We start from the raw sequence: 14,672 nt of genomic DNA on the forward strand, positions 1-14,672 counted from the left end.
CCTAACAAGGATTGGTAATTTTTAATTCGTATTTATACAATAATTAGTGTGTGCTGCTTGGGAATTCATTAATTTAATTTTTTTTAGTTTATTTCTTTTAATTTCTTTATGCAGGTCTGAAGCATTATTCAAAATATCTACACCATCATTAGTAATTAAATCAGCAGTAGTTAAAGCAGCAGTTGCTACAAGGCAACGATCAACACTTTTGGTTTTATCATTAATAATCTTTTCTATTCCATTTCTTAATTGCTCTGATGGTTCAATGTCTATTATATTTTTTTCCTTGATTAAAATCCAGAACTGGAGAGTATATTTTTCAAACCTTTGCTCGTCCATATTCTTGATTGTTTCCACAAGCTTCCTTTTATACTCAAGGTCAATTTTACCTGCTTTGTCAATTTGAAGTTGATGTGTGGATGCAAGTCGGGCAAGTAGGATGTCGATATGCCTACCTTCATTGATTTGGGGATTAAGAATATGGATAAATACACTAGTATCAATCACAATTGGTATTAATTGTTTATTATCTGTCATTTTTGATCCATTACATAATATCAATACTGAGAGCTTCCAAAATATCTGCTCCAAAAAACTCCATAGGAAGTCCTTTTTCAAAACTGCCATCTGAGTTAATATCTAAATTTTTTACTTGGACAGAATTATCCTTGATATAAAAATATGCAACTGTCACATCTTTTGAATTCAATTGTCCTGTTGCAATCAGCTTACGCAACCTGATAATGATATTCTCACTATGAGTTTCAATTATGGAAGGAACACCTCTTTCTGTCCATAATTCAGCAAAGAAAGAACCCATTTCAAGTTGTGCTGTGGGGTGAATTTGAGCTTCTGGTTGCTCAACAATTAGTAACTTTCCTGGACTGAGTAAAGCTCCTTGTACAAAAATTGGTATACATTGGCTAACACCAAAGCCAAAATCAGCTAGATAAGATTCGGCTCCAGTTAACTTGTTTTTTGCTCGGAATTCAGGAATAAATCCCTTAACTTGAGATTTAAATTTTACATCTTCAATATCAATAACAGATTCAATATGTCGTAAAACAAAATCTGCTCTTTCTCCACCGTTAGTAAGCAAACGCTGTAAATGAGGCATAGCGTATTCACCCCTATGTCCAACATCATCTAGGGGCGGGCTACCTAGTACGACACTTCTCTCTGATTCTTCACGAACAGGTGAGAGATGCCGGATAGATATAATTTCATCTTTTACAGTATCTAGATAGAGATTATCAAAAGCGGATTTAAGTATATCTATAGGATTGTTTGGAAGAGGAAATTTAAGAAATCTAGTTCTCCTAAGATTAGTTTCTTCTTTATGGATAACTTGTTCACCTTGAATTTTACAAGTGACTATGTGCTTATATTTGTTACCTGGAATTTCACGATATGGGATATTTCCCGAAACGCGATATTCAGCCATTAGCTCATCTGCTTTTATTGGGGAGGTAATTTTCACGCTGGTTATTTTACCTAGTGCATCTTCGGTAGTAACAGTTGAAAAAGGTAAACTAACTGACAATTCAACACTATCACTTTCTAATTTTTGTATAGAGGTACTTTTTTGGAGTGCTTCTCTAATTTGTTGAATTATAGATTCAGGTAAAGAATTAGTTTTGAAATTTAAAGTAAATTGAAAACCATTGCTATTAGATTTAGTATTTTTTAAATCTTTAAAAGTGCCAAGACTGACGTGCCGCCCCTCAATAGTAAAAAAATCACCTTCATTAGATTCGCTAGACTCTAGAGTTTGCTGTAGCATAAGCAAAAACTTAATTAGGGTGGATTTTCCAGCACTGTTGCGACCAATCAAAATTGTGATCGGTTTGATCCGAATATCTATATTTTCTCGAAATGCTCGAAAATTTTTTAGTTTTATATTGGTGAGCATAGGTATATTTCAATTAGTTAAATCTTCTAAGTTAGCCGGATAATTTTCAGAGATTCGATTCCCCGATCATCAACTATTTTTACAGCAACGCGCTGATAATTACCCATTTCAAAAGGTAATGAAATAGTTCCTTGATAGGACTCAATTAAATCTTCGTCAATCTCGGCTTTAAGATTTCTGGCAAGACGTGACCAGGCATCTTTCTCTCCTGCCATTGGAAAGAAGACTTGGCTGGGAAAAATACTTCTGCCGTCATAATCAGTATCTAGCATCCACATGGCGATTTTTTCAACACTGCCAGATTCTATATTTCCGGTTTTGGTGTTGTAGTAATCGAAGCCATGAACTTCAACTTCCCATTTACCTGTATCTTCTCCTCTATGAATACGACGAAGTGCGACATCGGGTTGACCAATGAGCCAAAAACTCTCGTTGCTGGCACGCTTTTTCTTCAGGTCTTCTGTAAGTAGATCCGCATTCATTTGTACTTTGAGTAGAGTAACACCAGGCCAGTTAGTTTCATCAATGTCTTTTGCTGCTTCAGGATCAAATTGAAAGGCCGCAAAAATAACTAATTTTGGTTTGGGTTTCTGGGTTTCTGCTTCTTGAATTGCCATTTCTACTTGGCGTTGATCGAGAGGAGCGTGTTCTAACCCAAAGGAAATAACAGCTCGCATTGGCTTGTTCTGAGTACCGCCACCTCCCTGAGAAGTGTCATTTTCTTCATTACTGGGTTTAGTTTCGCCATCAGCATGAAGCCAACGAGTTCCCGGTAAAGGTTCAACTCTAGAAAATAGAATGTATTGACCGCCTTTACCTCGAATTCCTGTTTTGAAAAGCTCATCTCGCCATTCTGCTTGCCGCAGTGTTTCGCCAGAACGGGCAATAGATTGATCTGCCTCTGTATTATCGGCAAATTCTTCAGCATTATCAAGAGGTTTAACTGTTGGTGCAGGGACAGCTTCAACTGTAAATGGCCCTGTAATTCTTACTTTTGATTTATCTACCAAAGGTTGGTCGTAGAGGGTTTCTTGATCAGCATATTTCTGGATTGCTTTTTCAATTTGATTCCGTGTTATACCCTCACGAATTTCTGGATTATTAGCAATAGATTTAAGGGTGATGTGAGGTACAGTTTTGTATTTGAATCCACCACCAACACCTTCTTCTGAACTCGCTAATTGGTAATAGTCAAAGCTTGCAGTCATTAAACGCTGCTTTGCCAAAGCTATAGCCACTCGTGACGTATCACAAGTAATCCATCTACGTCCCCATTGTTCGGCAACATAGGCAGTTGTGCCAGAGCCACAAGTGATGTCAAGGACGAGATCACCAGGAGCAGTAGTTAGTAAAAGACAGCGTTCAACAACTTTAGTATTTGTTTGAACTGCATATATTTTTTCTTCTGTAAAACTTCCTGTTTGTGTATCAGTCCACATATTGCCAATTTCCTGGTATGGAAAGTCATCAGCAAAGCGACGATATTGAATACTATTTCTTGCAACATGAATACGTCCTGCTAATGCCAGTTTAGCCATACCTTCTGGATAGTTAGCTTTCCAATGAGAATTACTACCTGGCAGATAAGTTTTACCTTGATATATAAATGGCTGAGGTTCTTTTGCTGCTCCTTGTGAAGCCATATCACCCGGCTTATAAAATCTTGCTCCTGTTGGTAATGGTTCTTCTCCACGTTTTTCAGGAGAGGAAATACCTCGATAACTATCATCTGGTAGCAACAACCATCGGGCATTACCTTCACCTAGAATTACAGGTTGTTCTTGAAAAAGTTTTCTTACCTTAATATTTTTTTTGTCTTTAGCATACCAAATTAGATAATCTCCCAGACTAGCAATAGTTTTTGTGGCAAAACCAGAGGTAGTTTGAAAGCTAATGAGAGAAACAAAGTTTTTAACATTGAATATCTCATCCATTAAAATTCTTATAAGATGTAAGTTAGTATCTGATATTTGTACAAATATACTGCCTGTATCTGATAATAATTGGTGTGCTAATAGGAATCTATCTCTTAAATAAGTTAAATAAGAGTGAATTTCTAATTTCCAAGTATCTTGGAATGCCTTAATCATTTCTGGTTCTTGCGTCAAGTCTTCATCTTTGCCATCCTTTACATCTCGCTTATTGACAAATGGCTGAAAATTTGAACCATATTTAATTCCATAAGGCGGATCGATATAAATCATCTGCACCTGCCCCCCCATACCTTCCTTTTCTAGTAATGAGTTCATTACTAAAAGGGAATCTCCAGCAACTAATCGGTTTGTCCAATTATGCTTGTGCTTGTAGAACTCAATAGCCTGTCGAATAGGGGGATTTTCTTCTGGGGTTTGAAATAAGGACAGTTGTTTAACCTTTTCATCCTTGCGCTTCCGTACTGCCTCAATAATTGTGCGCGGATCTATGCGTTCATGGACGTGTAGTGATACTGTAGGCACTTCAAAACTGGTATGCTCTACTTTCCCAGCCCAAACTAACTGAGGATCAAGGTGAGGATCGTAGGCATATTTCTTAGTACCCTCTTCTGGGTCAGTATCTGGGTTAACTAGCCCAATTGGTGGGTTATTGGCTCGTTGCTGGTTTTCATGCTTGTACTGCTCAATTTCTCTCTGCTCTGATTTCCTCTGCCTTGCCATATCAGTTTCCCTTGCCTCAGAGCTTTTAATTTACAATCTATTAGACCTTTTAAACCAGTTCGTTAAAATTTTCATGACTTAGCTTTTCAACTGGCTTACTACTCGTTGGTAAATTTTCTCCAACCAAATGAGTATTACGGGTTCACCTGCATCTGAAGATATTAAGCCTACCTCAACCTAAAGGAGGTGTGTCTTAGCTCGACTTTATCCAAAATTAAGAACTCGGTTTTCTTTATCTGGCGAAAACCCTGGATTTTTCGCAAAGACTTTTCTACCTCACAGATTATCGGCGAAGCTAAACCACCTATGACGTGAAAATTGAGCCTTTGTCTATTACCGCGATCGCTCCAAAATCCAATCGAGTAAAATCGGATTGACTAACTCCGGTGCTTCATCCTGCGGACAATGCCCCACTCCCTCTAAAGGAATAAACTTTTGTACTTGGGGAAAGTTAGCTAATTCTCTCCCTAACTCTATTGGTTCCCACGGATCAGCCGTTCCCCACAAGATAATCGCAGGACAGGGTAACAATGGTAAAAGGTCTTCTGGTAGAGGCCCTGTAGAATAAGAAGTAAAAGCAAGGAACACAGCAGCAGCCCCCACATCGCTTGCTGGTGAAGTGAGAATATCTACCAACTCATCTGTCACCATCTCAGCATTTGCATAAGCTTGCAGCAGAATTTTCCGCACCGTTTTCGGTTTGGCGAGTTGATTGAAAAAGAAATCACCAACTGGTTTAATAGATAGCACCCGTTGCAGTAAAGGCGCTCCGTAACGACGAGACAAAGGTAAAGTTTCCCGTTTGCGATCGTGCAATAGCCGTAAAGAACAGTTGAGTAAAGCAACTCCTAAGACAATATCCGGGTTACTTACTGCTGCTTGCATGGCTACAATACAGCCAATAGAATTTCCAACTAAAAAAGCTGGCTCACCCACTACTTCGCGGCAAAAATCTGCTACCTGTTGTCCCCAGGTTTCTAGTGTGTAGGCAATTTTTTCACCAGGTTTAGGTTTTGCGGAAGCGCCAAAACCAATTAAATCGATCGCATAAACACGGCAACTTTGTGCTAAAACGGGAATATTTTTTTGCCAGTGCCACCAAGAAGCGCCAAATCCATGCACGAGAACAACAACTGGCCCAGTGCCGCCTTGGGTTTGATAGCAGATAGGAAAACCTTGCCAAATCCAGGTTTTTGTAGAGTTAAGTGCTGTTTTTGAACTTGAGGTTGTCATGGGAAATTTAATAAATACAAGGGGAAAAGCCTGTCAAAAGTAAGGCCCAAGTAAAATTATTCTGAATTTGAATAAAATTTATCAGAGTTTCAAAGGAAATCATTCACTTTAGTGATAGTTTAGACATACACTACGAAATCTTATCGGGTAATAACACTAACATCAATCTGATAGTTTTATCTAGCAGAGAGAGTTTTTACCTTGTTGATACAGGTAATTTACTCACAAATTAAGATTATGTCAGTATTAAAAATCATAATTTATGTAATGTGAGTAATATCTTCGCTATTTTTTAGATGTGAGGGAATTAGCATCAGTGCTAGATTCAGTAGTTTCACAATTTACGATCGCTAATGTGAGTCTATAACATTGTCGAATATGAGGCATCGGCTAAGGGGTGGTTTGCAACTGGAAACTGACGCTGAATTTAACAATATTTTTCTTGTTCCTAATTCTGCGAGCCAGAAAACATGAATATATTAGAGACAATCGATACTCCCGTTGGGAACTACGCACCCGATTTTGAACTGCCAGGAATTGATGGTCAAGTCCACCATCTCAGGCGTTATCTTGAGAAGTTCCGAGCAGTGGGCGTTATTTCTATGTGTAACCACTGCCCTTATGTAGAGTGGTATATAGACAGGTTAAAAAACATTCAAGCCGAATTTGCCCCAAAAGGCTTCACATTAATTGGTATGAATGGTAGTGATGGTAATCACGACACTAGGCCAAGCTTTGAAAATATGAAAGCTTTTGCCCAGCGTCACGATTTGAACTTTCCTTACCTGTGGGACTCAACGCAAGATGTAACCCGCAGTTTTGGTGCCACAAAAACACCAATGGCATTTTTAATAGATACTAATGGTATAGTCCGCTACAAAGGAAAAATTGACGATCATCCCCAAGACCCATCATCGATGGGTGAGGATTATTTGAGAACTGCGATCGCTTCTCTGTTTCTTGGTCAAGAAATAGATATACCACAAACAGAACCAATAGGTACTACATTGATTTGGCGTAACTAGACATAGATAGTCCCTGTAACTGCTATCTTAAATTGGAGGCAATTGCAACTTTTTTGATAAAGCGGAACTTCATGGGAACGAATTACCGACGGGTTTTACTCAAACTGAGCGGTGAAGCCTTAATGGGCAACATGGGCTATGGCATTGATCCAGAGGTGGTCAAAGGAATAGCACAAGAATTAGCAGAGGTGATAGCCACTGGCACTCAAATCGCCATAGTTGTTGGCGGCGGCAATATTTTTCGTGGCGTCAAAGCAGCTTCGGCGGGGATGGATAGGGCAACCGCTGACTATATTGGGATGATTGCCACGGTAATGAACGCCATGACGCTGCAAGATTCGCTAGAACGTATAGGAGTACAGACGCGGGTACAAACTGCGATCGCTATGCAAGAATTGGCAGAACCATATATTCGTCGTCGTGCCATCCGTCATCTTGAAAAAGGGCGGGTGGTAATTTTTGGTGCTGGTTCTGGAAATCCCTTTTTTACTACAGATACGACTGCGGCATTAAGAGCAGCAGAAATCGATGCTGAGGTGATTTTTAAAGCCACCAAAGTAGATGGAGTATATGATGCCGATCCTCATATTTATCCTGACGCCAAGCGTTACAATAGCTTAACCTACGCGCACGTTTTAGCCCAAGATTTGCGGGTGATGGATAGTACTGCGATCGCCTTGTGTAAAGAAAATAATATCCCAATTCTGGTATTTGACCTAACGGTGCGAGGTAACATCCACCGAGCAGTCTTGGGAGAATCCATCGGTACCCTTGTGGGAGGTTCTTGTGATATTAGCTGAAGCTGAAAGTAAAATGCACAGTTCTGTTGAGTCAACTCAACGAGCTTTTAACACGATTCGCACTGGCCGCGCCAATTCGAGTTTATTAGATAAGGTATTGGTGGACTATTATGGTTCACCTACACCCTTAAAATCACTGGCAAATATTAGCACGCCAGATGCCTCGACAATTCTGATTCAGCCCTACGAGCGCAACACTCTAAACATCGTTGAAAAGGCGATTTCCCTCTCAGATGTAGGTTTAACCCCCAGCAATGATGGTTCTGTAATTCGGCTGAATATTCCGCCTTTGACAAGCGACCGCCGTAAAGAATTCGTCAAAATGGCATCCAAATATGCTGAAGAGGGTCGTGTTGCTATTCGTAACATCCGCCGCGATGCCCTAGACTCGATTCGCAAACAGGAGAAAGCCTCTGAAATCTCCAAAGATCAATCAAAAGACCAACAAGACAGCTTGCAAAAACTCACAAACGAATATACTGCCAAAATAGACGCACTCTTGGCAGAAAAAGAAAAAGACATCACGACTGTTTAAACCAGTTATCAGTTATCAGTTATCAGTTATCAGTCCTGACAGCGTATCGGCGTAGGTTTTAAACCCGCCACCAACGCATTCCACCTTATGATGGGGGACTTAAAACTTGCGGGATAAATAGATAACTGAAAACTATTCACTGCTCACTGTTAAAGTCTAAAGTCTGAAGCATAAAGGCTGAAGGATGATGGTTAAATTCTTCAGCCTTTATCATTTCTTAAGTATTTAACAAATATTCAGCAAGTATGTGAGCGTGAATAATTAAAGGTTTGTAATAAGCTGCTTTAGCCGCTTACTACAAACTAGTTTTATTACTTTTACATTACGTAATATAGTTTGATTGATTATTACTTACCTCAATAGAACATAAACCACCAATTCAGGAGCAAAAATTTAGCCATATGTACGACTGCATCATCGTCGGCGCTGGGCCAGCTGGTGGAACAGCTGCATATCATTTAGCCAAGCAAGGTCGCTCAGTATTACTGTTAGAAAAAGAATCCCTACCAAGATATAAACCTTGTGGCGGTGGTGTATCTCCAGCGATCGCTCAATGGTTTGACTTTGATTTTAGCCCAGCAATTTCTGTAAAAGCCGACTCTCTTCGCTTTACCTGGAAATTGGGCGACCCCGTGGAAGCGAAAATTGCCACAAAAGAACCAGTCTGGATGGTGCGACGAGATATTTTTGACCATTTCTTAGTGCAGCAAGGACAGAAGCAAGGGGCTGAACTACGAGATAATACTGAAGTAACGAGTATTGAGTTTAAAAGTGATCACTGGCAAGTTAACACAGCCAATGGATCAGTTACAGCTCGCTACTTAATAGCGGCTGATGGTGTCAAAGGGCCAATGGCAAAATGGCTAGGCTTCAAAGACCGTAAACGCCGTTTAGCAGGAGCTTTAGAAGCAGAAGTTCTCGCAGATGTGAAGGACAAATCCACAATTCACTTCGAGTTTGGCTTGGTGAAAAACGGTTACATCTGGAACTTTCCGAAGGCGGACGGTTATTCCATTGGTGTCGGTACATTTATCGGCGGCCAAGCTCAAGACTTTAAGAAGATTTTAGATGAGTACGCGCGATCGTTTAATGTAGATATTAAAACTAGTAAGCAGTATGGTTATCCCCTTTGCTTATGGAATGGCAACCAAAAGTTGCATACTCAAAATGCGGTTTTGGCTGGGGAAGCTGCTTGTGTGGTTGATCCGATGACAGCAGAAGGCATTCGTCCCTCGATTTTTAGCGGTTTAATTGCAGCAGGAGCCATTAATGAGGCACTTTCTGGTGATGCTAACGCTTTAGAAAAATATAGCGAAGCCATTAATGAAGAATGGGGTACTGAGATGGCTTGGGCGCAAAAATTAGGTGGAGCATTCTATCGCTTTCCAAGCATTGGCTACAAAGTTGGTGTTAAGCGCCCCTCTGGTGCCCAAATCATGGGCAAGATTCTATGTGGAGAACTTCGTTATGGTGATGTTGCCGGTCGCGCTCTCAAGCGTTTAATTCCTGGTTTGGGGGGTTAGTACCGCAAGGCAGAAGTCAAAAGTCAAAAGTCAAAAATTTTGTATATCAAGGTTTTTGCGCCATTTGAAATGGTATGTTTATTTCCGCCGTACTGTACTAGTTAATAGTTGTAAGTACGTTATTGGAGGCTCCGATGTCTTTAAGAAAACGTGAGTCTCCAACAGGAGCATTTCACCTTTGCAAATGATAACCAGGCAATTAGAAATCGCGGCTACACAAGCTAAGTCCGCCTACCCAAACTCAAAGAATTTGAAACCCACGTTCGCGTAGCGTTCCGAAGGAAAGGTGGATTTTGTCTGTACAGTCGCGAATTCCATTTGCTAGGGCAGGCGTGTTTTTACCCAGCCCCGTAAGACAACTAACGCGAAATTAAAAATACCTAGAGAAAACCCAGATAATCACTCCAGTTCCCAGTACACAAAGAATACCCGCCAAGCCAGCTAGAGGTTTTTTGTTCTTACCTGTAAACCAGTCAGAGACTTTACCTGTGTAAGTAATTAGTTCTGCTGTGTCTAGGGTGGCGATCGCCCATACCCATCCCGCGTGCAGCCCCCAAGCTAAACCCAAATTGTTGCTTGCCGCAAAGCGTGCCAACACCAGCACCATTCCCATCAGCCACAATCCAGGGAGTTGAGGTGCGGTTTCGCGTTGCTCCCAAACTAGGTGTAGCAAGGCAAATATCAAGCTAGAAATTGCTGCTGCTACCCAAACTGGATAGTCCTGCGCTAATTCAGTAAACAGGAAACCGCGAAAAATTAACTCTTCTATCCCACCGACTAATAACGCTATCAAGAAAATCGGTAGCAAGATGGGTAGTAGTAACTTGAAATTCTTCTTTTCAAAAGAACACCAACCTAACCAGAATTGCCCACTAAATACAATAGCTAGGCTCATTACCCCTAAACCGAAACCTAGCCCTAAAGAACCAAGAGTTGAAATATTCCCAACAAGGCCATAGTCCGAAAAAGATTTATTGGTTAACCAACTAACTCCCCACAGAATCAGGGGAGCTAATAGGTATAGTGACACCAATAAGGGCATCTTTTGCTCTGGCTGCAAAGGTTTAGGTGGTTGCCAATTAAGCAATATTGCTGATACTGTTGCCACTGGCAACCAGCAAACTATCCAGCAAATAAAAAATGCCATCACTACAATTAGTGCTGGTGCATTTTCCATAAATGCCAGTAAGGCGTTGACAGGAGACTCAAAGAAAGTTATCAAAATAAACAAAAAAAACACGATAGACTTCTTGCACTATAGATTTCTTGCTGATTAATCAAGACTCTACTAAATTTGGTAACTTCTGCAAGGGGTCTAATCGTATTTTTTATCTGGGACAAAACTTTGTAAATAGAGCTACCAGTTTACTGTTGTGGTAAGGACAAGTTATCATTACCTGAAACTTATCCCTACCATCAGTAAATTTACTCTTCCTCTTCCAAATCTTCGTCCGATTCGTCGGAGTCTATATCTTGTGAGGTTAGTTTTTTATCAGTTTCACCCAGTTGAATCAGGTGAATATGCTTGTATCCCAGTCTAATTTCAAACTCATCTCCAGGTTTTAAGCCCATTGCTTTGGTATACGTAGCACCAATCACAATCTGACCATTTTGATGGACACTAACCCGATATGTCGGTTCACGACCACGGCCATCTTTTGGTGCTTCTGGACTTAGAGGAATTCCTCTAGCCGATAGCAAAGCGTCATAAAAATCGGTGAGATTGACACGAACCTGGTTATTCTTAGTAACAGTGTAATAGCCGCACTGTTTAGCTCTTTCTCGGCGTGGTAAAGTGGAAAGTTCTTTTACTTTAGCAAGTAGTGCTTTTCCGGTTAATGGCGCGGTTGCAGTTTCAGTCATTATGCTCAAATTTTCCTTACTCTCTCCAAACTGATAAACGATGTAGTCTCATGCCAGCATTTGGCTTTTTAGCATTTGCATAGAGCTACTTAGGACTCTAGTGTAATGGTTGAATTCCTGCCGATAGGAGCCAAAAGCACTTCTATATATGGTTGTCCACAACCAATTAGAGGTCATAGTTGCCATAGAAATTAATTTTGCTGATTTTACGGCACTTTTAACCATTATTCGCCATCAGAAATGAACTGATTTTCTCTTTTGGCGCTACTGTAGCGGTGTAACTTTCAGCCACCTTTACAAATTGGGTTGGTTCTACTCCAAATAAGTCGTAGACCTAAATAAATGCAGGTTTTCCACTTCTAGTGCTTGCCCTTTTGGCCAATGAGCAGGTAGAGTTTTCTCTACTCGTCCTCTCAAGCTTAGGACAGCATAGTATTTCAATAGAGTCCTACGGGCATAAGCCCTTTTGTCCTGCCAGTAGAGACACGAATTTTCTTGTCTCTACATTACGAATCAACAAAGCAGTAGTAGCCGCGCTGATACGGCTATTGATTCTGTTTTGTGTTTTCGTAATTTTATATTAAATACTAGCATGGACTAATAATAGCAAAATAGTTGTTTAATTTTGAATTAAAGTTGCTAGTAAATTTTTATTTAAATTTCTGGACTTAAGGAAAGGAAAAGCAGTGACGATTTTCCTAACCCTTTATTGCAAGCGTGAGTATTGCCCTATGCCTTTTAGAAAAATTTATCTAATTTAGACAAGCAGTTTTGACCAATGACTTAAATCCAAGATTTTCTTGATTGAGAGGAAGCAAAAATATAAAAGTCTCACGCATCAGGGATTCCCGGCGCAAGAACTTTTCTTTGAAAATGGTAAGGATTCTCCCTCGGTTTGTTATCGTCAGCTCAAAAGCAGTCAGAGAATTTTGTACGTCTGTCTATGGTTAGAATAAATCTCATAGCATATACCTAGCGCTTGATTGCCACTACTATATATTGAACATACCCTTTTACACTTCTATATAAATAATCAAAAAATTCTGTCAAGCGGTAGCGAAGGTGGAATTTCCTAGCTAGTTGCTCTGACTCAAGTTGACATCAAGACGTGTCACTAACCTGAAATGCATTTAATTTGGATATGATCGCTAGATAACAGATGAACGTAAATCCCTTTCTTAGCAAACGCTCTTCTCTTTACATTCCTAAACAGGTAAATTCAATGCAAAGCTATGATTACATTTTTGGCGTTTTATCTCAGAATTTGACATAAATCTTGTCTACAGCGCTGTTACAAGTAAAGTTTTAATGGTTATCCTTAAACTATAATCAGTCGCTCTTTCATCGTCAGCCTATTAGCACCAGGGTTTGAATTAAGGGCAAAAAAGTATATCTCGCTTTTCGGAACTACCTGCCTTGACTCATGATTGTTGAGACTGGTGAAGTAATTTTAAAATTTTGGTTAGTAGTCATGGAAGTTATTTTTAAGGTCATTCGACAGCAACAAAATTCCTCCCCGATTGTGCAAACCTACCTTGTAGAGGCAGAACCAGGTAATACAATCTTGGATTGCCTCAATCATATTAAGTGGGAGCAAGATGGAACTTTAGCGTTTCGCAAAAATTGCCGTAATACAATTTGTGGTAGCTGTGCTGTGCGAATCAATGGACGTTCTGCTTTAGCTTGTAAGGAAAATGTTGGCAGTGAACTTGCCAGATTACAACAAATACCATCATCCCAAAATAAAGTAAATGCCATTGGCGAAATCACGATCGCACCTCTTGGCAATATGCCGGTGATTAAAGATTTGGTTGTAGATATGAGCAGTTTCTGGAATAATCTAGAGGCAGTTGCTCCTTATGTGAGTACGGCAGCACGACAAGTACCAGAAAGAGAGTTTTTGCAAACACCACAAGAGCGATCGCGCCTTGATCAAACTGGTAATTGTATTATGTGTGGTGCTTGTTACTCTGAATGCAACGCCCGTGAAGTTAATCCAGACTTTGTTGGCCCCCATGCCCTTGCCAAAGCTTACCGGATGGTAGCAGACTCCCGCGATAGCGACACCGAAAATCGTTTAGAAAGTTACAACGAAGGCACTAAAGGCGTATGGGGTTGCACCCGTTGTTTGTACTGCGATTCAGTTTGTCCAATGGAGGTTGCACCATTAGAACAAATCACCAAAATTAAACAAGAAATTCTTACCCACAAACAAGCCAGTGATAGTCGCTCAATTCGTCACCGAAAAGTATTGGTGGATTTAGTTAAAGAAGGTGGTTGGATTGATGAACGTCAATTTGGTTTACAAGTTGTCGGTAACTACTTTAAAGATTTAAAAGGATTACTCAGTCTTGCACCCCTCGGTTTGCGGATGATTCTTCGGGGTAAGTTTCCTTTATCATTTGAACCTTCAGAAGGGACGCAACAAGTGCGATCGCTAATTGAATCTGTGCAACAGGTAGAAGGGAATAGGGAATAGGGAATAGGGAATAGGGAATATGGAATATTCTTTCCCCATTCCCCATTCCCCACTCCCCACTCCCCATTCTTCAACGTGATTCTTGAGGTATATTCAACGGCCGTCCATAACGGTCATATACTAAAACATCCCACTGTCCGTTGTTACTAAATTCAAAAGCAATCCTACTACCATCAGCGCTAATTGTAGGGTTGCGGACTTCCGCTTGCAGGTTATTAGTCAAATTTCGTGATTGGCGTGTTTCCCGGTCGTAGAGAAAAATAGCCGATCGCCCCTGACGGCTAGCACCAAACACAACATAACGACCATCTTGGGAAACGCTAGGATGAGTTGCGATCGCATCAAGGGAGTTTAAACCTGGCAAATCAACCAAATTACGAGTCACAGTATCAAACATATAAACATCTTGGCTACCGCGTCGGTCAGTAATAAAAACAATGTATCTCCCAGAAATCTGCGGGTCTAATTCCGACGCTAAACTATTGAGGCTCCGACCCCCCGGATCAAACGGATAACTCAAAAGTCGAGGGTAGCCAAAACATCCAGTCAATAAACTTAAGCATAAAAATGCAGGTATAAAAAAAACACGTTTCATATATTGGGCATGGGGCATTGGGCATTGGGCATTGGGCATGGGGCATGGGGCAT

The 14,672-nt window shown here is 40.4% G+C and carries 12 protein-coding genes; 5 read left to right on the forward strand and 7 right to left on the reverse strand.

Annotation, left to right across the window (positions count from 1 at the left end; genetic code table 11):
• Nucleotides 1-21: 21 nt before the first annotated feature.
• The 4 genes from VB740_RS06120 to VB740_RS06135 all read right to left on the reverse strand — a co-directional run bounded on the left by VB740_RS06120 (nt 22) and on the right by VB740_RS06135 (nt 5,799).
• On the reverse strand, nt 22-537 hold the full coding sequence (locus tag VB740_RS06120) for a hypothetical protein (RefSeq protein ID WP_323199159.1): 516 nt from the start codon (nt 535-537) through the stop codon (nt 22-24).
• Between the two features lie 10 nt (nt 538-547).
• A complete protein-coding gene (locus tag VB740_RS06125) occupies nt 548-1,912 on the reverse strand; it encodes an AAA family ATPase (protein ID WP_323199160.1) in 1,365 nt (454 codons plus the stop codon).
• Between the two features lie 26 nt (nt 1,913-1,938).
• Nucleotides 1,939-4,566: a site-specific DNA-methyltransferase gene (locus VB740_RS06130; protein WP_323199161.1), complete on the reverse strand. Its 2,628-nt coding sequence runs from the start codon at nt 4,564-4,566 to the stop codon at nt 1,939-1,941.
• A gap of 333 nt (nt 4,567-4,899) precedes the next feature.
• Nucleotides 4,900-5,799, reverse strand: a complete 900-nt coding sequence (locus VB740_RS06135) for an alpha/beta fold hydrolase (RefSeq protein ID WP_323199162.1) — start codon at nt 5,797-5,799, stop codon at nt 4,900-4,902.
• A gap of 470 nt (nt 5,800-6,269) precedes the next feature.
• Between VB740_RS06135 and VB740_RS06140 the strand changes: the two genes are divergently transcribed.
• From VB740_RS06140 to VB740_RS06155, 4 genes are all read left to right on the forward strand, one after another.
• Nucleotides 6,270-6,824: a thioredoxin family protein gene (locus tag VB740_RS06140; RefSeq protein ID WP_323199163.1), complete on the forward strand. Its 555-nt coding sequence runs from the start codon at nt 6,270-6,272 to the stop codon at nt 6,822-6,824.
• A 71-nt stretch (nt 6,825-6,895) separates the two neighbouring features.
• On the forward strand, nt 6,896-7,624 hold the full coding sequence (gene pyrH, locus VB740_RS06145) for a UMP kinase (RefSeq protein WP_323199164.1): 729 nt from the start codon (nt 6,896-6,898) through the stop codon (nt 7,622-7,624).
• Nucleotides 7,611-8,159, forward strand: a complete 549-nt coding sequence (gene frr, locus VB740_RS06150; RefSeq protein WP_323199165.1) for a ribosome recycling factor — start codon at nt 7,611-7,613, stop codon at nt 8,157-8,159. Before pyrH ends, frr begins: the two co-directional genes overlap by 14 nt.
• Nucleotides 8,160-8,560: 401 nt before the next feature.
• Nucleotides 8,561-9,682, forward strand: a complete 1,122-nt coding sequence (locus VB740_RS06155; RefSeq protein ID WP_323199166.1) for a geranylgeranyl reductase family protein — start codon at nt 8,561-8,563, stop codon at nt 9,680-9,682.
• 370 nt (nt 9,683-10,052) lie between these two features.
• Here the strand turns inward: VB740_RS06155 and VB740_RS06160 are convergent, their stop codons facing one another.
• Nucleotides 10,053-10,922 (reverse strand): CPBP family intramembrane glutamic endopeptidase, encoded by an 870-nt coding sequence (locus tag VB740_RS06160; protein ID WP_323199167.1) that lies wholly within the window; start codon nt 10,920-10,922, stop codon nt 10,053-10,055.
• A gap of 185 nt (nt 10,923-11,107) precedes the next feature.
• Nucleotides 11,108-11,545 (reverse strand): AbrB family transcriptional regulator, encoded by a 438-nt coding sequence (locus VB740_RS06165; protein WP_229462431.1) that lies wholly within the window; start codon nt 11,543-11,545, stop codon nt 11,108-11,110.
• Between the two features lie 1,471 nt (nt 11,546-13,016).
• Here VB740_RS06165 and VB740_RS06170 point away from each other — a divergent pair.
• Nucleotides 13,017-14,024 carry a succinate dehydrogenase/fumarate reductase iron-sulfur subunit gene (locus tag VB740_RS06170; protein ID WP_323199171.1) on the forward strand — a complete coding sequence of 336 codons (1,008 nt, stop codon included), beginning with the start codon at nt 13,017-13,019 and terminating at the stop codon, nt 14,022-14,024.
• 70 nt (nt 14,025-14,094) lie between these two features.
• Here VB740_RS06170 and VB740_RS06175 read toward each other — a convergent pair whose 3' ends face one another.
• Nucleotides 14,095-14,619: a Tol biopolymer transporter periplasmic protein gene (locus VB740_RS06175; protein WP_323199172.1), complete on the reverse strand. Its 525-nt coding sequence runs from the start codon at nt 14,617-14,619 to the stop codon at nt 14,095-14,097.
• Nucleotides 14,620-14,672: the final 53 nt, after the last annotated feature.

The sequence above is a fragment of the Nostoc sp. UHCC 0251 genome, assembly GCF_034932245.1.
Lineage (GTDB): Bacteria > Cyanobacteriota > Cyanobacteriia > Cyanobacteriales > Nostocaceae > Nostoc.

Coding starts and splice junctions, on each gene's coding strand:
- VB740_RS06170 (WP_323199171.1), top strand. CDS start 13,017: ATGGAAGTTATTTTTAAGGTCATTCGACAGCAACAAAATTCCTCCCCG.
- VB740_RS06165 (WP_229462431.1), bottom strand. CDS start 11,545: ATGACTGAAACTGCAACCGCGCCATTAACCGGAAAAGCACTACTTGCT.
- VB740_RS06140 (WP_323199163.1), top strand. CDS start 6,270: ATGAATATATTAGAGACAATCGATACTCCCGTTGGGAACTACGCACCC.
- VB740_RS06135 (WP_323199162.1), bottom strand. CDS start 5,799: ATGACAACCTCAAGTTCAAAAACAGCACTTAACTCTACAAAAACCTGG.
- VB740_RS06130 (WP_323199161.1), bottom strand. CDS start 4,566: ATGGCAAGGCAGAGGAAATCAGAGCAGAGAGAAATTGAGCAGTACAAG.
- pyrH (WP_323199164.1), top strand. CDS start 6,896: ATGGGAACGAATTACCGACGGGTTTTACTCAAACTGAGCGGTGAAGCC.
- VB740_RS06175 (WP_323199172.1), bottom strand. CDS start 14,619: ATGAAACGTGTTTTTTTTATACCTGCATTTTTATGCTTAAGTTTATTG.
- VB740_RS06120 (WP_323199159.1), bottom strand. CDS start 537: ATGACAGATAATAAACAATTAATACCAATTGTGATTGATACTAGTGTA.
- VB740_RS06125 (WP_323199160.1), bottom strand. CDS start 1,912: ATGCTCACCAATATAAAACTAAAAAATTTTCGAGCATTTCGAGAAAAT.
- VB740_RS06155 (WP_323199166.1), top strand. CDS start 8,561: ATGTACGACTGCATCATCGTCGGCGCTGGGCCAGCTGGTGGAACAGCT.